The sequence below is a fragment of the Salmonella sp. SAL04213 genome (assembly GCF_046550535.1).
GTDB lineage: Bacteria > Pseudomonadota > Gammaproteobacteria > Enterobacterales > Enterobacteriaceae > Salmonella > Salmonella enterica.
This window is the reverse complement of the sequence record NZ_JBGDXS010000005.1, coordinates 88,029-105,883: the sequence shown is the minus strand read 5'-3', so window position 1 is coordinate 105,883 and position 17,855 is coordinate 88,029. Positions and strand designations below refer to the sequence as shown.

At 52.3% G+C, this 17,855-nt stretch carries 13 protein-coding genes and 1 pseudogene; 8 read left to right on the top strand and 6 right to left on the bottom strand.

What is annotated here, in order from left to right; translation table 11 throughout:
* Positions 1 to 131: 131 nt before the first annotated feature.
* Entirely contained in the window at positions 132 to 1,373 is a 1,242-nt protein-coding gene (locus ACLJPQ_RS14200) for an Nramp family divalent metal transporter (RefSeq protein ID WP_000131734.1), read from the top strand.
* Between the two features lie 60 nt (positions 1,374 to 1,433).
* Here ACLJPQ_RS14200 and ypeC read toward each other — a convergent pair whose 3' ends face one another.
* A complete protein-coding gene (gene ypeC, locus ACLJPQ_RS14195) occupies positions 1,434 to 1,760 on the bottom strand; it encodes a DUF2502 domain-containing protein YpeC (protein WP_000490091.1) in 327 nt (108 codons plus the stop codon).
* Positions 1,761 to 1,873: 113 nt separating this feature from the next.
* Positions 1,874 to 2,872: an L-glyceraldehyde 3-phosphate reductase gene (gene mgrA / locus ACLJPQ_RS14190; RefSeq protein WP_000640285.1), complete on the bottom strand. Its 999-nt coding sequence runs from the start codon at positions 2,870 to 2,872 to the stop codon at positions 1,874 to 1,876.
* 179 nt (positions 2,873 to 3,051) lie between these two features.
* On the opposite strand from mgrA, the gene ACLJPQ_RS14185 reads away from it, so the two are divergent.
* A complete protein-coding gene (locus tag ACLJPQ_RS14185) occupies positions 3,052 to 4,704 on the top strand; it encodes an alpha-keto acid decarboxylase family protein (RefSeq protein ID WP_001180867.1) in 1,653 nt (550 codons plus the stop codon).
* Between the two features lie 19 nt (positions 4,705 to 4,723).
* Here the strand turns inward: ACLJPQ_RS14185 and ACLJPQ_RS14180 are convergent, their stop codons facing one another.
* Positions 4,724 to 5,959, bottom strand: a complete 1,236-nt coding sequence (locus ACLJPQ_RS14180) for an ion channel protein (RefSeq protein WP_000468920.1) — start codon at positions 5,957 to 5,959, stop codon at positions 4,724 to 4,726.
* A gap of 203 nt (positions 5,960 to 6,162) precedes the next feature.
* Between ACLJPQ_RS14180 and glk the strand changes: the two genes are divergently transcribed.
* The gene (gene glk, locus ACLJPQ_RS14175; RefSeq protein WP_000170380.1) at positions 6,163 to 7,128 is read left to right on the top strand and encodes a glucokinase; all 966 of its coding nucleotides are present in this window, start codon (positions 6,163 to 6,165) and stop codon (positions 7,126 to 7,128) included.
* A 721-nt stretch (positions 7,129 to 7,849) separates the two neighbouring features.
* Positions 7,850 to 9,088, top strand: a complete 1,239-nt coding sequence (alaC, locus tag ACLJPQ_RS14170; RefSeq protein ID WP_000763118.1) for an alanine transaminase — start codon at positions 7,850 to 7,852, stop codon at positions 9,086 to 9,088.
* A gap of 49 nt (positions 9,089 to 9,137) precedes the next feature.
* Here the strand turns inward: alaC and ypdK are convergent, their stop codons facing one another.
* Both ypdK and lpxP read right to left on the bottom strand, forming a co-directional pair.
* On the bottom strand, positions 9,138 to 9,209 hold the full coding sequence (gene ypdK / locus ACLJPQ_RS14165; protein ID WP_010723117.1) for a membrane protein YpdK: 72 nt from the start codon (positions 9,207 to 9,209) through the stop codon (positions 9,138 to 9,140).
* 402 nt (positions 9,210 to 9,611) lie between these two features.
* Positions 9,612 to 10,531: pseudogene (gene lpxP / locus ACLJPQ_RS14160) on the bottom strand (kdo(2)-lipid IV(A) palmitoleoyltransferase).
* Positions 10,532 to 11,051: 520 nt separating this feature from the next.
* Here lpxP and ACLJPQ_RS14155 point away from each other — a divergent pair.
* Positions 11,052 to 11,294, top strand: coding sequence for a YfdY family protein (locus ACLJPQ_RS14155; RefSeq protein WP_000639889.1), 243 nt, complete (start codon positions 11,052 to 11,054; stop codon positions 11,292 to 11,294).
* Positions 11,295 to 11,568: 274 nt separating this feature from the next.
* On the opposite strand, the gene pgtP is transcribed toward ACLJPQ_RS14155, so the two are convergent.
* Positions 11,569 to 12,960 (bottom strand): phosphoglycerate transporter PgtP, encoded by a 1,392-nt coding sequence (gene pgtP / locus ACLJPQ_RS14150; RefSeq protein ID WP_000955735.1) that lies wholly within the window; start codon positions 12,958 to 12,960, stop codon positions 11,569 to 11,571.
* A 435-nt stretch (positions 12,961 to 13,395) separates the two neighbouring features.
* On the opposite strand from pgtP, the gene pgtC reads away from it, so the two are divergent.
* Genes pgtC through pgtA form a run of 3 tightly spaced genes read left to right on the top strand, consistent with a single transcriptional unit; the run spans position 13,396 to position 17,829 of the window.
* Positions 13,396 to 14,589, top strand: a complete 1,194-nt coding sequence (gene pgtC, locus ACLJPQ_RS14145) for a phosphoglycerate transport regulator PgtC (protein WP_000467983.1) — start codon at positions 13,396 to 13,398, stop codon at positions 14,587 to 14,589.
* Positions 14,586 to 16,592, top strand: a complete 2,007-nt coding sequence (pgtB, locus tag ACLJPQ_RS14140; RefSeq protein WP_000678493.1) for a two-component system sensor histidine kinase PgtB — start codon at positions 14,586 to 14,588, stop codon at positions 16,590 to 16,592. The genes pgtC and pgtB overlap by 4 nt, the downstream gene beginning before the upstream one ends.
* Positions 16,582 to 17,829: a two-component system response regulator PgtA gene (pgtA, locus tag ACLJPQ_RS14135; RefSeq protein ID WP_000930843.1), complete on the top strand. Its 1,248-nt coding sequence runs from the start codon at positions 16,582 to 16,584 to the stop codon at positions 17,827 to 17,829. The genes pgtB and pgtA overlap by 11 nt, the downstream gene beginning before the upstream one ends.
* Positions 17,830 to 17,855: the final 26 nt, after the last annotated feature.

Sequence of the window (17,855 nt, the reverse complement as noted above, 5' to 3'; positions counted from 1 at the left end):
GGTCGTCATCGTATCGGTCTATCGTTTCACACTATCAAAGTAATCACCCGTACCCATTGAAATGCACTTGATAATCATTATCAATAAACATAGCATGAAACATAGCAAAGGCTATGTTTTTGAGGCAAAAGATGACTGACAATCGCGTAGAGAATAGCAGCGGACGGGCGGCGCGCAAGCTAAGGCTCGCATTAATGGGACCTGCGTTCATTGCCGCGATTGGTTATATCGATCCTGGTAACTTCGCGACCAATATTCAGGCCGGCGCCAGCTTTGGCTACCAGCTACTCTGGGTGGTGGTCTGGGCGAACCTGATGGCGATGCTGATTCAAATCCTCTCGGCAAAACTCGGAATCGCCACGGGCAAGAACCTGGCGGAGCAAATTCGCGACCATTATCCGCGCCCGGTAGTCTGGTTTTACTGGGTACAGGCGGAAATCATCGCGATGGCCACCGATTTAGCTGAATTTATCGGCGCGGCAATAGGTTTTAAGCTGATCCTGGGCGTCTCTTTATTACAGGGCGCGGTATTGACCGGTATCGCGACGTTTCTGATTTTAATGTTACAACGCCGCGGTCAAAAACCGCTTGAAAAAGTCATCGGCGGTTTACTGCTTTTTGTCGCCGCCGCTTACATTGTGGAACTGTTTTTCTCTCAGCCTGATATGGCGCAGCTCGGCAAAGGAATGGTTATCCCGGCGCTACCGAACCCGGAAGCCGTATTCTTAGCCGCCGGCGTGCTTGGCGCGACGATTATGCCGCACGTGATTTATCTGCACTCGTCATTAACGCAGCATCTGCACGGCGGAACGCGGCAACAACGGTACTCAGCAACGAAATGGGATGTCGCTATTGCCATGACGATTGCCGGTTTTGTCAATCTGGCAATGATGGCGACCGCCGCGGCGGCGTTTCATTTTAGCGGCCACACCGGCATCGCCGACCTCGATCAGGCATACCTGACGCTGGAACCGTTACTAAGCCATGCGGCGGCAACGGTGTTTGGTCTTAGTCTGGTTGCGGCAGGGCTTTCCTCCACCGTGGTAGGGACTCTGGCGGGGCAGGTGGTGATGCAAGGGTTTGTCCGTTTTCACATTCCGCTGTGGGTACGGCGCACCATTACCATGCTGCCCTCATTTATTGTGATTTTGATGGGGCTGGACCCTACCCGAATTCTGGTGATGAGCCAGGTGCTGCTGAGTTTTGGTATTGCGCTGGCGCTGGTGCCGCTCCTGATTTTCACCAGTAACGCTACGCTAATGGGCGAGCTGGTGAACACCCGGCGGGTAAAACAGATTGGCTGGATAATTGTCGTGCTGGTCGTCGCCCTGAATATCTGGTTACTGGTTGGAACGGTAATGGGATTGTCATAAAGACAGAAAGATAGCAGGCCCGATGCGTGGGCGTCATCGGGCTGTTATTCAGCAGGAGGCTTAGTGATGATGTTTGTGACCCCGGCCTCGCCCGCGATGATCGTCGCGATCGCGCCAGCCTTCCCGATAACCGCGTTCATACGCTTTACGCTTATCCCAGCCGCGATGATAGCCGTTGTCATGGCGCCACCAGCGATTTTTACGCCATTCATAATGATTGTGCCAGTAATCACGGTCGCGCCAGCGACCACCGTCCCAGTAGTTACCGTAATCATCGCGATCGCCAATCTGTAATTTTATTGAGGGCAACAGGGTGATTTCGCCCGCATTCGCGGCAAGCGGTGTAAAAGCCAGCAAGGCTGCCGCCAGAATCAGTGACCTGAACATACTTTCTCTCCTTCACGATCGAGCCGTCGCCGGCCTGTTAATGCAATATTACAAAGCAGTAAAGATTTGTTTCATCGCCTTAACTCTTAAATCATGAAGGAGAGCATTTTTTGCTAAAACCGGCCCTCCAGAATAGCGTCAATTTCTGCACATTCCGCCGCTGAAAAACGGCGATTGGCCAGCATTCCTACGGCGTCTTCGATTTGCGACGGTTTGCTGGCGCCAATCAGTACCGAGGTAACGTTATCGTTACGTAGCACCCAGGCGAGCGCCATCTGAGACAATTTTTGACCCCGTCGCGCAGCCAGTTCATTCAACCGGCGAACTTTTTCCAGTTTGTCGGCGGTAATCTGTTCTGGTTTAAGGAAACGGCTTCCGCTCGCCGCGCGGGAATCTTCCGGAATGCCATTCAAATAACGGTCAGTGAGCTGCCCGCCCGCCAGCGGCGAGAAGGCAATACTGCCGACGCCTTTTTCCTGCAACAGCGCCAGCAGCCCGTCCTCTACCCAACGCTCAAAAAGCGAATATTTAGGCTGATGAATCAGGCAAGGCGTGCCGAGATCCTCCAGAATATCGATAGCTTGTCTGGCCAGATCGGCAGGATAGTTAGAGATCCCCACGTACAACGCTTTGCCCTGGCGCACAAGGTGATCTAACGCTTTCATCGTCTCTTTAAGCGGCGTTTCGGGATCGGGACGATGGTGATAAAAGATATCGACATACTCCAGCCCCATACGTTTCAGGCTTTGATCGAGGCTGGCGATAAGGTATTTCCGTGAACCCCAGTCGCCATAAGGGCCATCCCACATGGTGTAGCCCGCTTTGGTGGAGATGATTAACTCATCGCGCCACGGTAAAAAATCTTCCTGCAGAATGCGGCCAAAATTGCATTCTGCGGAGCCCGGCGGCGGCCCATAATTATTGGCGAGATCAAAGTGGGTAATGCCCAGATCGAACGCGCGTTGCAGCAGCGCCCGGCTATTTTCTACCCGTGTCGCATCGCCGAAGTTGTGCCATAACCCCAGCGAAATGGCGGGAAGTTTGACGCCGCTGCGCCCGCAGCGACGATACTCCATTGTGTGATAACGGTTCTCATCGGGCTGATAAATCATGACCTTTCCCCCTGTGGCGTGAATAAATAGTGTATACGGTTACACTCGCCAGGCGGTATCCGGCTTTTACTGTTTGCCGCTGTAAACATTGTTTTCCAGGCTTTCATCCCCGTCGTGCTGGACAGCCATCGGCATTCCTTAATACTCAACATAATGTCAACGTCAGAAGGAAAGCTGTCATGCAAAACCCCTATACCGTGGCCGACTATTTGCTGGACAGACTGGCAGGATGCGGCATTGGCCATCTTTTTGGCGTACCGGGCGATTATAACTTGCAGTTTCTTGACCATGTGATTGACCACCCGACCTTGCGTTGGGTGGGATGCGCCAATGAGTTGAACGCCGCTTATGCCGCGGACGGTTATGCGCGCATGTCGGGCGCTGGAGCGCTACTCACCACCTTTGGCGTGGGAGAACTTAGCGCTATTAACGGTATCGCGGGCAGTTACGCGGAATATGTCCCGGTCTTGCATATCGTCGGCGCGCCCTGTAGCGCTGCGCAGCAGCGTGGCGAATTGATGCACCATACCCTCGGCGACGGCGATTTTCGTCATTTTTATCGCATGAGTCAGGCGATATCTGTTGCCAGCGCAATATTGGATGAACAGAACGCCTGCTTCGAGATTGACCGCGTATTGGGTGAAATGTTTGCCGCACGCAGGCCAGGATACATCATGTTGCCCGCCGACGTGGCGAAAAAAACGGCCATCCCGCCTACGCAGGCGCTGACGTTGCCCGTGCATGAAGCGCAAAGCGGCGTGGAGACGGCTTTTCGTTACCACGCCCGTCAGTGCCTGATGAACAGTCGGCGCATTGCGCTCTTGGCCGACTTTCTTGCCGGGCGTTTTGGTTTACGACCACTGTTGCAGCGCTGGATGGTGGAAACGCCCATCGCTCATGCGACACTACTGATGGGGAAGGGGCTTTTTGATGAGCAGCACCCGAACTTCGTTGGCACCTATAGCGCTGGCGCCAGCAGCAAAGAAGTGCGTCAGGCCATAGAGGACGCCGATAGGGTTATCTGCGTCGGCACCCGTTTTGTCGATACCCTTACGGCCGGATTTACCCAACAATTGCCGGCGGAACGCACGCTGGAGATTCAGCCTTACGCGTCGCGCATCGGCGAAACCTGGTTCAACCTCCCGATGGCGCAGGCGGTGTCTACGCTGCGCGAACTGTGCCTGGAATGCGCTTTTGCGCCGCCGCCGACGCGTTCCGCCGGACAGCCAGTGCGGATTGATAAGGGAGAACTGACCCAGGAAAGCTTCTGGCAAACCTTACAGCAGTATCTCAAACCCGGCGATATTGTCCTTGTCGACCAGGGGACTGCAGCTTTTGGCGCTGCCGCGCTGTCGCTTCCTGACGGCGCGGAAGTTGTGGTACAGCCGCTGTGGGGGTCTATCGGCTATTCCTTGCCCGCCGCGTTTGGCGCGCAAACCGCCTGTCCCGATCGGCGGGTGATTCTGATTATCGGCGATGGCGCGGCGCAGCTCACGATTCAGGAGATGGGCTCGATGTTACGCGACGGGCAGGCGCCGGTCATCCTGCTGCTCAACAATGACGGCTATACCGTAGAGCGCGCCATTCACGGCGCGGCCCAGCGGTATAACGACATCGCGAGCTGGAACTGGACGCAGATACCACCGGCGCTAAACGCGGCGCAACAGGCGGAGTGCTGGCGGGTGACGCAGGCTATCCAACTGGCGGAGGTCCTCGAACGTCTGGTGCGCCCACAACGTCTGTCATTTATTGAAGTGATGTTGCCAAAAGCCGATCTGCCGGAATTACTGCGTACCGTGACCCGGGCGCTGGAAGCCCGCAACGGGGGATAATGGCCCCCGCTGCGCCGGATTAGGGTTCGTGACGGTTGGCGGCCAGCAACGGTTTTCCCGCCAGCAATAGCCAGGCGGGGAGCATCACAATGCAGAGCAGCGGCAGCAGATTGGTATCCGGTACGACGACTGCCGCCATAAACAGACTGAGCCAGCCGTCACGCGTCACTACCAGCACTAAGCCAAGAATCGCGCAGGAGACGGTAATCGCCGCGGGTACGGCCTCAACATGGGCATGGAGCATGAGCCCCAGCGCCGCGCCGATAAACACAGCCGGAAAAATGCGCCCGCCGCGAAAGCCGCTCGCCGCCGCGATGACCAGCGCGGCGAGTTTGACGACGGCTAAGGTAAAATAATCTCCCGCGCCCAACGTCTGGCTAAACGCCATTTGTTGCATTTCGTCCAGGCCTTTAAACAGGGTAAGCGGCCCGCCAATGACGCCCAGAATACCCAGTATAAAACCGCCAATGCCGAGAATCAGGACCGGATTTTTTAGTCGGTGCAGCAACTCGTGCAGACGCGGAAGGCACCAGACGGCGACCATCCCGGCGGCAATGGCGATCGCCGCGACGATCGCTCCGCTGGCAATGTCCACCAGCCGCATCTGCGTGTAATGGGCGATGGGTAACGAAAAATGCGGATGAAAGAACAGGCTGGTGGTGAGTGACCCCGCCGCTGCCGCCATTAACGGCGCAAACAGGCGATCCCACATGGGAATATCGTTAGAGCCGCTAAGTGTTTGCGAAAAAATCAGCGCTGCGGCGACGGGCGTGCCGAACAGCGCGCCGATGGTGCCCGCTGAGGCCAGAATCGTCCAGTCTAACGCCGTGATACGCGGAAACAGGCGGGAGCCGAAAGCCGCCGCCAGCGCGATATTTATTGTCATTATCGGATGCTCTGGCCCCAAACTTACCCCACCAGCAAGGCCGATGATTAAGGCGAGAAGCAGCCCGGGCAGCGCAGATGGCGAGACCGGCATACTGATTAACGGTTCGATGGCCGGATCGGGGCCAGCGTGTCCGGGACTGTAACGGATAATCAAACCCACCACGATCCCGGTTAGCGTGAGCATACCCACTATCCAGAACGGCGAATCATAAGCGATGCCGATGCTGGTGGGCAGTCGTTGCCAAAGAAATTGCTGAAAAACCGACGCGACTTTCATCGCAGCGATTAAAACCAGGCTTGACGCTACGCCAATAATCAGCGCGGGGAGCGACAGCAGCAGCATCGTTCGGGCACGCGGGTGGAACATAATCTCTTCCTTACACGGGGTCGTATACCTATTTTGCACAGCCTGCCCGACGGCATTGCTGCAATTGGTGCTGAAACAAGAAAGTAATTCTGTGATGAAGATCTATATTTATAGGCAGTCAGCCTGATGGCCGTTGTTGTTATGCCCCCATGAATTTACAGTGTGACAAAGACTTATTTTGACTTTAGCGGAGCAGTAGAAGAATGACAAAGTATGCTTTAGTAGGAGATGTAGGCGGCACGAATGCGCGTCTTGCCCTGTGTGATATCGCCAGTGGAGAAATCTCGCAGGCCAAAACGTATTCCGGCCTGGATTATCCGAGTCTTGAGGCCGTGGTGCGCGTTTATCTCGATGAGCATAGCGTCAGCGTGGAAGATGGTTGTATCGCCATAGCCTGCCCGATTACCGGTGACTGGGTAGCGATGACTAACCATACCTGGGCTTTTTCTATTGCGGAAATGAAAAAAAATCTCGGCTTTAGCCATCTGGAAATTATCAACGATTTCACCGCCGTGTCGATGGCGATCCCGATGCTGAAAAAAGAGCATTTAATTCAGTTCGGCGGCGGCGAACCGGTAGACGGCAAACCTATTGCGGTGTATGGCGCGGGAACCGGCTTGGGCGTGGCGCATCTGGTGCATGTGGATAAGCGTTGGATTAGCCTTCCGGGCGAAGGCGGGCATGTCGATTTTGCGCCTAATAGCGAAGAAGAAGCTATGATTCTGGAAATATTGCGCGCCGAAATTGGCCACGTTTCCGCCGAGCGCGTGCTGTCTGGCCCGGGGCTGGTGAATCTTTACCGGGCGATTGTTAAGTCCGACAACCGTCTGCCGGAAAATCTGCGCCCGAAAGATATTACCGAACGCGCCCTGGCGGATAGCTGTATCGATTGTCGCCGCGCGTTGTCGCTCTTTTGCGTCATCATGGGGCGATTTGGCGGCGATCTGGCGTTAACCATGGGGACATTTGGCGGCGTTTATATCGCTGGCGGTATTGTCCCGCGCTTCCTGGAATTTTTTAAAGCGTCCGGCTTCCGTGGGGGCTTTGAAGATAAAGGCCGCTTTAAAGATTATGTACACGGTATTCCGGTCTATCTGATTGTCCATGATAACCCTGGCTTGTTAGGTTCCGGCGCGCATCTGCGCCAGACATTAGGCCATATTCTATAAGTCAGATGGCGGCATAAACGCCTTATCCGGCCTACAAAAGTGTGTCATCTGTAGGCCTGATAAGCGCAGCGTCATCAGGCAATTAATCATTCTCTTGCCAGTCTCAAACCGCGTGCCTCACGCGGTTTTTTTCATTGCCTTTCCTGTGCATGAATGCTTCAACTGTCTGAATTATTTCACTTTACTCTTGCTGAGTGAAAGGTCAAACACCAGCGCGTTGAGTCATCATGTCATGGCGGTTAGTCAGGCGAAAACAGGGATTTATTTTACTATACGTATCCGGTTCGCTGCCTTATTTACGCTTTCATCGCGGCAGCTTGCCGGAAAGGATCCTCATTTTCGGGGAAATGTCCCTGAAAAATACCGCAATATGACATGATCGAATACCATTATCATTAGTAAGGATTTTGGTTAAAGAGGAAAAACCACAAAATCAAAAGGGGATTATTTGAGATAAGGTTTATTGACAGGAAATTATCGTCGGCTGCGCCACGTTACGTAAATTCAATGATATCAATTTGTTAATAATATGATTTGTTTGATGCTATAACTGACATGCTTAAAAGGTAAATTTTTACGCTTGTTCCTCTTTTTTCGTCGCTAAAAATATTTTCATTAGCCTCTCGACAGGAAGAAAATTTTCAGGCTATTTTCTAAAGGAGCCACCATCGTGGCAGCGTCGCTCGGACGGTCCGGGCGCTAACGTTAATCTGAGGATATTATGGCTGACTTCCGCCCTGAACGTCGCTTTACGCGTATCGATCGCCTTCCGCCCTATGTTTTTAACATCACCGCTGAACTCAAAATGGCTGCGCGTCGGCGCGGCGAAGATATTATTGATTTCAGTATGGGTAATCCTGATGGCGCAACCCCTCCCCACATTGTCGAAAAACTTTGCACCGTCGCGCAGCGTCCGGATACGCACGGTTATTCCACGTCCCGCGGCATACCGCGTTTACGCCGCGCGATTTCTCACTGGTATCAGGAACGTTATGATGTCGATATCGATCCGGAAACCGAAGCGATTGTGACCATCGGTTCCAAAGAGGGACTGGCGCATTTAATGCTGGCGACGCTGGATCATGGTGATACGGTTCTGGTGCCGAACCCCAGTTACCCAATTCATATCTATGGCGCCGTTATCGCCGGGGCGCAGGTGCGTTCGGTTCCATTGGTAGAGGGGGTGGATTTCTTCAACGAGCTGGAGCGCGCTATTCGCGAAAGTTATCCGAAACCGAAAATGATGATTTTGGGTTTTCCATCTAACCCTACGGCCCAGTGCGTCGAACTGGAATTTTTTGAAAAAGTGGTCGCTCTGGCTAAACGTTATGATGTGCTGGTGGTGCACGATCTGGCGTATGCCGATATCGTGTACGACGGCTGGAAAGCGCCATCCATTATGCAGGTGCCCGGCGCGCGCGACGTGGCGGTCGAATTTTTCACGCTGTCGAAAAGCTATAATATGGCGGGCTGGCGTATTGGGTTTATGGTGGGCAATAAAACCCTGGTCAGCGCGCTGGCGCGCATTAAAAGTTATCACGATTATGGCACCTTTACCCCGCTTCAGGTGGCGGCTATCGCCGCTCTGGAAGGCGATCAGCAGTGCGTGCGCGATATCGCCGAGCAGTATAAACGTCGTCGCGATGTGCTGGTGAAGGGGCTGCATGAGGCGGGCTGGATGGTTGAAATGCCGAAAGCCTCAATGTACGTCTGGGCGAAAATCCCGGAGCAATATGCGGCGATGGGGTCGCTTGAGTTTGCCAAGAAGCTGCTGAATGAGGCGAAGGTTTGTGTTTCTCCAGGGATAGGCTTTGGTGATTATGGCGACACCCATGTACGCTTTGCATTAATAGAGAATCGCGACCGCATTCGCCAGGCCGTCAGAGGGATTAAAGCGATGTTCCGCGCCGATGGCGTGCTGCCGTCACATCCAAAACCCGTTGAGGCGAGCACGGAGTAGAAAAGCAAACAGGAGCCCCATGGCTCCTGTTTTTCTTTGCATTGTACTTTTAAATCATCAGGGCGAAAGTACCGGCCCAAACGATGACCATAAATGAAATGCCCATAAAGAAATATTTCACGTTTCATCTCTCCGCGTACCTGTCGTACGCCTAAATGAACTTACACTTACCTGATTATAGAGAGTTGATGCCGGACAATACGAAATTGAGAATTATTCGTGTTTAGACCGCCTGCATCACCTCAGAATTCTGCGCGTCATCGCTCCAGACGGCGCTAATGTACGCCTAAAAATGAGGTGAAACAAGAGGCATTTTCTTATTTACTTTTAGTAACTTACAAGTGTCGGGAATCGGCGACAGTTTAATTTCTGACAGTGATGAATCGCTATTGAGCGACGCCGCCGACACAGTAAAAAATCGCCTGTAAACAGGAGACTTATCGCTAAAAGCAGGAATGAGTAATTTACGATATGAATATTATGGCAATGCGAAATGCCAAAATAAAAGGCCTTGCGGCCTTTTTCAGATGTAGAGTGACGCTTCCCCCAACGGGCGAGTCTTGAAACGGCGATGGATCCAGAGATATTGCTCCGGGGCGCGCATGATCTCTTTCTCAATAATTTTATTCATATAGGCAGCGGCTTGATTTTCATCTGCCGGGTAACCTTCCATTTCAGGGGTAATATACAGACGATAACCCGAGTTATCGGATTTCCTTACCATTGTAACGGTCAACATGGCGGCGCCAGACAGCCTGGACAGTACATAGGTGCCGTTGGTGGTGGCGACGTTTTCAACCGCGAAAAATGGCGCAAAGGAGCTGCCTTTAGGGCCGTAGTCCTGGTCGGGAGCAAACCAAACGGCTTCCCTTTTTTTAGCGCGCCCACAATGCCGCGCAGATTGTTTCTGCCGATCATCGCTTTATTTGAGCGCATACGACCGCGCGTCTGCACCCACTCCATGAGCGGATTGTTATGCGGACGATAGGTCGCCATCATTGGCTGGCAGAGACCCATTACCCGGCCTCCCAATTCCAGCGACATAAAATGCACGCCAACGACCATTACGCCGCGATTTTGCGCCTGCGCACGGGTAAGGTTGTCCAGCCCGTCCACATCAAACCATTTGCGAACCCGGCTATCAGGCCAGAACCAGGCCATGCCCGTTTCAAGCAGCGCCATGCCAAGAGAGTGGAAATTCTCGGCGATCAGTTTTTCCCTTTCTTCCCGGGAGAGGGTCGGAAAACAGAGTTCAATATTTTTCTGGGCGATCGACTCACGTCGCTTCAGGAAGGGGCGCGCCAGCTTACCGGTGCGGGTGCCCAGAAAACGCAAAACCGGGTAGGGAAGCTGCACCAGTAACCAGAGGACGCCAACGCCAAACCACGTCAGCCAGTAGCGCGGGTGCAAAAACGCGCGTGAAAATTTGCTTTGAGGAAACATAAAATACCTTCTGTAGATACGAAAATAATGTATCGCAGAAGAGTCATTATCCGCAGCGGTACACTCTGAAATACGCATCATCCTTCAAGTTGCGTTCGCTTATCCGAAGCACTTACTTGAGTAAGCTCATCAGGGTAACTTGAATGATTTACGTATAGTTAGGCCATCATGTACGACAATGGTTCCCGTAAGGAGTGTAAAACTAAGTCAGTACTAAACCACGAGGGCATGAACGCCAGGCAGGCTAATGTACCACCAGTTATTTACTCGCGCCCAGAAATTCTTTATCAAGAAGCGTAAATATTTCTCCCGTAGCAAAAATAAGCTAATCATTATTTTTAATGCATTGTTTTTACAGTGATAATTTTATTTCAGACGAAAGTCTTGAAAAATGATTAAAAAAATAAAATGTGAGATAAATGTTATGGAAATGACGGGCTGATAAGGTTTATCTTAAAGGAGAAGTGAGAGGGACCGTAAGGCTATATGGAAGCCTTGCCATAGACAGGAGGTATTATAGATGATCTATTTATGGACATTTCTTGCAATAAGTATACTTGCCGTGAGTGGCTATATCGGTCAGGTGATGGGGGCTTTTTCTGCGGTTTCTTCTTTTACGGGAATGGTTATCCTTGCCGCGCTGATTTATTTACTCAATGTATGGTTGCAGGATGGCGATGACATCGTTAGCGGATTATTGCTTTTTCTCGCACCGGCATGTGGGTTAATTATTCGCTTTATGGTGGGATACGGTAAGCGTTAGTCAGTACATACCCTTCATACTTCAAGTTGCTGATGTGTTGGCTACGGATTACTCGGCCCATCGATGGGCCTCGCCCTGACGGCCGTCGCACGCGACGTTCAAATCTGTTCCCGGCAGATTTGTCGTTCACCCCAGTCACATCGTTATCTATGCTCCTGGGGACTCACTCCCTTGCCGCTTTTAAGCAACTCGAATTATTTTGGGTATACACGATGTCAGCGAATAGATAGCGCCGACAATGTCGGCGCTTCTGTTCCCCGGGAAGGCTAATCGTTTATTGCGCGTCCGCAAGCTGCAGTGAGTCCTGATTATGTAACGCATTCTGGCGCTGGCGTTCCAGTTCCAGCGCGCCGCGATGGGAGAGATAACAGAATAGAATGCAGCACACGATGCCGCCCATCAGAAGATAAAATCCGCCGTACCAGCCCAGTTTATCCACCATGACGCCAAACAGGCTGGTGCCCAACGAGGCGCCGAAAATATAGCTCATGAACCCACGTAATCCGACGGCGGAACCTACGGCAAAGCTGGGGACTATCTCCATTGTCTGTACGGACGCGAGGAACTGCGGGACGTAAATCAGACAACCTACAATGGCGGCGAAAATCGTTACCATCAGCAAAGATTCACTTTTCCAGTATCCGATCAGACAGACAAAAATCAGCGCCATGCAAATCATGGCTAACGGCATTCTGCGGCCCTTAAACAGTTTATCTGACAGCCAGCCTGCCAGTAGCGTGGAAGGAATCGCCGCCCACTCGAAAAAGAGAAACGCGACGCTCATCTGTTCTTTTGAAAAGTGTTTTACTGTCAACAGATAGATAGGCAACCAGCTAATCATGCCAAACCGCACCATATAGACGAAGACATCCACCAGCGAAATATACCAGGCATTTTTATTGCGCAGCACATAAGTACAGAAGATTTGCCATGCGCTCATATTTTCCGGCGCTTTTGCCGTATTCTTCGTTTTCAGTACGACTTTTTCTTCCGGCATCATCTGTTCCAGGGAGGGAAGACCTTCTTCGCGCGGCGAACCTTTTCCCAAGACCAGAACAATTAAGGCAAAAATGACGGCGACGCAGGCCGGAACGATATAACTGGCGCTTTGCCAGTGTTCGCTGCCCAATATCGCAAAAGCCGCACCGACGATAGGCGCGACGATCCCGCCGCCAACGTTATGCGAGATATTCCAGAAGGCGCCTACGCGTCCGCGTTCCCGGCGAGGGAACCAGTTTGCAATGGTAATAAACGAGGGGCCGACGCCCATGCCCTGAAAAAGGCCATTGAAGACCACCAGAGCGGCAAATATCCAGAATGCGCTACTGAATCCCAGCCCAACGTTAACAATCGCGCAGAGTACCAGACCGCACGCCATGAAGACTTTTGGGCTGGCTTTATCCGCCAGACTGCTCATTACGCCTTTACTGATTCCGTAAGCAATAAGCATACAGCTACTCAGCAGGCCGATTTGCGTAGCGCTGAGATCCAATTGCTCTTTTAAATAAGGCGTCGATAATGTGAAGTTGTTTCTGACTATATAGTAAGCGAGATATCCCAGAAATACGCTTAACAATGCCTGTATACGATATCGACCATACGTAGCCTGGACTTTTTCCGGTGGGACTTTATGCGCCGATTTCCCTGTTTTTAATATTGTTAACATGGAGTCACCTGTATTTTATAGTGAGATGAACATCAGGAGGTTTTGTCGGTAGAGTGAAAGGAGTGACAATAAAAATCAAGTCGAAGAAATGTGTCAAGATTGACTCAATTGGGTGAATTTAAAGGTTATTTTTGACCCATCCTGAAGGGTGTGGTGAAACTTTAATTATTGGCATGGCCGTTTTATCGTTAGCATGTGCGGATATTAACAAATTTGCTGCCAGTGATCTGATACGCTTTATTGATGTTTTCGGGCGACGGACCCGTTATTATTCAAATAACGTTGTTCTGGATGCCAACAGAAATAAAAGGGTAAGTTTTGTCTCAATATTTTCTTTATGTGATATCGATATTTATGAACGGGATCACAAATCGACTTTTCTCATGCTGTAGTCGTTTCGCCAGAGTGGGCGCTTTTACGCTATGGCTGGCGGCAATGTTCGGTTCTTGCCAGGCGTACAGCCGCGAGCTGGTGATGGCAACGACCTTTTCACCCAGCGCGACCGCCTGGATTATCCAGCGCTGGCAGACGGAGCCGGGTTCCGTCATGATTCGTACGCTCAACCGTACCAGCGGTTCTTTAGAGCAATTACTTGATACGGCGAATGCGGAAAATGTCGATCTGATCCTGACGTCATCCCCCATGCTGTTGCAACACCTTCAGGAGCACCAAAAGCTGGCGCTATTGGATAGCGCGCCTGCCGCCAGCCAGAAGCTGGTGCCGCGTTCTATCCGCTCAACTTCAGTGGCGGTAGCGGTATCCGGATTTGGGCTATTGATCAATCGTTCAGCGCTCGCTGCGCGCCATCTTCCGCCGCCTGCCGACTGGCAGGATATGGGCCTGCCCAGTTACCAGGGCGCTCTATTAATGAGCAGTCCGTCACGCTCAGACACCAATCATTTGATGGTGGAGTCGCTGTTGCAGCAAAAAGGCTGGACGGCAGGGTGGGCGACGCTGCTGGCAATCTCGGGTAATCTGGTCACGATTTCCTCTCGCAGTTTCGGCGTAGCGGATAAAATCAAAAGCGGGCTTGGCGTTGCCGGGCCGGTCATTGATAATTATGCTAATTTGCTACTCAACGATCCTAATCTTGCTTTTACCTATTTTCCGTATTCTGCGGTGTCGCCCACTTACGTCGCGGTGTTGAAAAACAGCCGTCATGCAGACGAAGCGCGTGCTTTTATTCATTACTTATTAAGTCCGAAAGGGCAAAGGATACTGGCTGACGCGAATACCGGTAAGTATCCCGTCGCACCGCTTAGCGCCGATAATCCTCGCGCCGCGCAACAACAGCGTTTGATGGCCCAGCCGCCGTTGAACTATCGTCTGATCCTGAAGCGTCAGCAACTGGTACAACGCATGTTTGATACCGCGATCAGTTTTCGTCTTGCGCAGCTTAAAGATGCATGGCGAGCGTTGCACAGCGCAGAAACGCGGCTTAAACGCCCCTTACCTGAAATCAGAGCCTTATTGACCAGCGTCCCGGTGGATGCGGCAAGCAGCGAAGATGAAACCTGGCTGGCGCAGTTTGATAATAAAAGCTTTGCCGAACAAAAAATGATGGAGTGGCAGATCTGGTTTCTGAACAATCAGCGGCTGGCGATTCACAAACTGGAAGAGCTGAAATGAAGGGGAGATTATTGCAACGGCTTCGTCAGCTCAGTATCAGCAACAGTTTACGGGGCGCATTTTTAACGGGCGCATTACTGACGCTGATTGTCAGTATGGTCAGCCTTTATTCCTGGCATGAGCAAAGTTCACAGGTTCGCTATTCGCTTGATGAATATTTTCCTCGCATCCACTCCGCTTTTTTAATTGAGGGGAACCTGAATCTGGCCGTGGATCAACTCAATGAATTTTTGCTGGCGCCGAACACGACGGTACGTTTGCAGTTACGTACGCAGATTATTCAGCATCTGGATAAGATTGAGCGTCTCAGTCAGGGGCTTCAGCTTGCTGAGCGCCGGCAACTGGCCGTCATTTTACAGGATAGCCGGACCTTGCTGGCGGAGCTGGACAACGCCCTCTACAACATGTTTTTGGTGCGGGAGAAAGTCAGCGAGCTTTCCGCTCGCATTGACTGGCTCCATGATGATTTCACCACGGAGCTAAATTCGCTGGTACAGGATTTTACCTGGCAGCAGGGGACGCTACTCGATCAAATTGAGGCGAATCAGGGCGACGCGGCGCAGTACTTGCAACGTTCGCGCGAGGTGCAGAACGAGCAGCAGCAGGTATATACCCTGGCGCGAATTGAAAATCAGATTGTTGACGACCTGCGCGACAGATTGAATGAGCTCAAGTCTGGCAATAATGACGGGATGCTGGTGGAGACCCATATTCGCTATCTGGAAAACCTAAAAAAAACGGCGGATGAGAATATTCGTGCGCTCGATGACTGGCCCAGTACAATCACGCTGCGGCAAACCATCGACGAACTATTGGAAATCGGGATGGTAAAAAATAAGATGCCCGATACCATGCGCGATTATGTTGCGGCGCAAAAAGCCTTACTGGACGCCAGCCGCGCCAGAGAGGCTACGCTAGGGCGCTTTCGCACGCTGCTTGAGGCGCAGTTAGGTAGTAGTCACCAGCAAATGCAGACGTTCAATCAACGCCTGGAACAGATTGTTCGCGTTAGCGGCGGGCTTATTTTAGTGGCGACGCTCCTGGCGTTGCTGCTGGCGTGGGGACTCAACCACTATTTTATCCGTTCCCGGCTGGTAAAGCGTTTTACCGCGCTTAATCAGGCTGTGGTACAGATAGGGCTGGGGAGAACCGACTCGACTATCCCGGTTTACGGGCGCGATGAGCTAGGACGGATAGCCCGTTTGCTGCGCCATACGCTGGGCCAGCTCAATATGCAACGCAGGCAGCTTGAACAAGAGGTCGCCGAGCGCAAAGAGATAGAAGCCGACCTGCGCGCCATGCAGGATGAGTTGATTCAGACGGCGAAACTGGCGGTAGTCGGCCAGACCATGACCACGCTGGCGCATGAAATTAACCAGCCGCTGAATGCGCTTTCAATGTATTTATTTACGGCGGGACGCGCGATTGAACAAGGTCAGAGCGGACAAGCGAGAAATACGCTCACCAAAGCGGAAGGGCTCATTAACCGGATTGACGCCATTATCCGTTCGCTGCGGCAGTTTACCCGCCGGGCGGAGCTGGAAACGCCATTGTATCCCGTTGATCTGCGCCAAACCTTCGTGGCGGCATGGGAGTTATTAGCCATGCGCCACCAATCCCGGCAGGGAGCGCTTTCACTGCCAACCGACACCGTATGGGTCAGCGGCGATGAAGTGCGTATTCAGCAGGTTCTGGTGAATGTGCTGGCGAATGCGCTTGACGCCTGTTCGCATGATGCGGCGATCGCGGTGACGTGGCAGACTCAGGGAGAGGCGCTGGAGGTTTATATTGCAGATAACGGCCCTGGCTGGCCTGTGGCGCTGTTGCCCTCTTTACTCAAGCCGTTTACCACCAGTAAAGCTGTCGGGTTGGGTATTGGGCTGTCGATTAGCGTGTCGCTGATGGCGCAAATGAAGGGCGACCTGCGTCTGGCGTCGACGCTGACGCGTAACGCTTGCGTGGTGCTGCAATTCTCGGTAACGGATGTCGATGATGTTGAATGATGAATGTTCTATTTTGCTGATTGATGATGACGTTGATGTACTTGACGCCTATACCCAAATGCTTGAGCAGGCAGGCTACCGCGTGCGTGGCTTTACCCATCCTTTCGAGGCCAAAGAGTGGGTAAAAGCGGATTGGGAGGGGATCGTTTTGAGCGATGTGTGTATGCCGGGGTGTTCCGGTATCGATCTTATGACGCTGTTTCATCAGGATGACGATCAACTGCCAATCTTATTGATTACCGGACATGGCGATGTACCGATGGCGGTTGATGCGGTGAAAAAGGGCGCCTGGGATTTTCTGCAAAAACCCGTCGATCCGGGCAAGCTGTTGATATTAATTGAAGACGCGCTACGCCAGCGCCGGTCGGTCATTGCACGGCGGCAATATTGCCAGCAGACGTTACAGGTTGAACTGATTGGGCGCAGCGAGTGGATGAATCAGTTTCGACAACGGTTACAACAACTGGCGGAAACGGACATTGCCGTATGGTTTTACGGTGAGCATGGCACTGGACGTATGACTGGCGCCCGTTATCTCCATCAACTGGGGCGTAACGCGAAAGGGCCGTTTGTACGCTATGAACTGACGCCGGAGAATGCCGGGCAGTTGGAGACATTCATCGACCAGGCGCAAGGAGGTACGCTGGTGTTGAGTCATCCCGAATATCTGACACGCGAACAGCAGCACCATCTGGCGCGTTTACAAAGCCTGGAGCATCGGCCTTTTCGTTTGGTGGGCGTTGGCAGCGCTTCGCTGGTGGAGCAGGCGGCAGCTAACCAGATTGCGGCCGAGCTTTACTACTGTTTCGCCATGACCCAAATCGCCTGCCAGTCTCTTTCTCAGCGACCGGATGATATCGAACCGTTATTTCGCCATTATCTTCGAAAAGCCTGCCTGCGGCTCAATCATCCAGTGCCGGAAATAGCGGGGGAATTACTGAAAGGAATAATGCGACGCGCCTGGCCAAGCAATGTGCGCGAATTGGCTAATGCGGCAGAGCTTTTTGCTGTTGGCGTGCTGCCGCTGGCGGAAACGGTCAACCCGCAGTTGCTTCTGCAGGAGCCGACCCCGCTTGACCGGCGCGTTGAAGAGTATGAGCGACAAATTATTACCGAAGCATTAAATATTCATCAGGGACGAATTAATGAAGTGGCGGAGTACCTGCAAATTCCCCGTAAAAAACTTTATCTGCGCATGAAAAAATATGGTTTAAGTAAAGAGCATTATAAATTCTGATATTACAGTTACTTTCAATCTGGCTG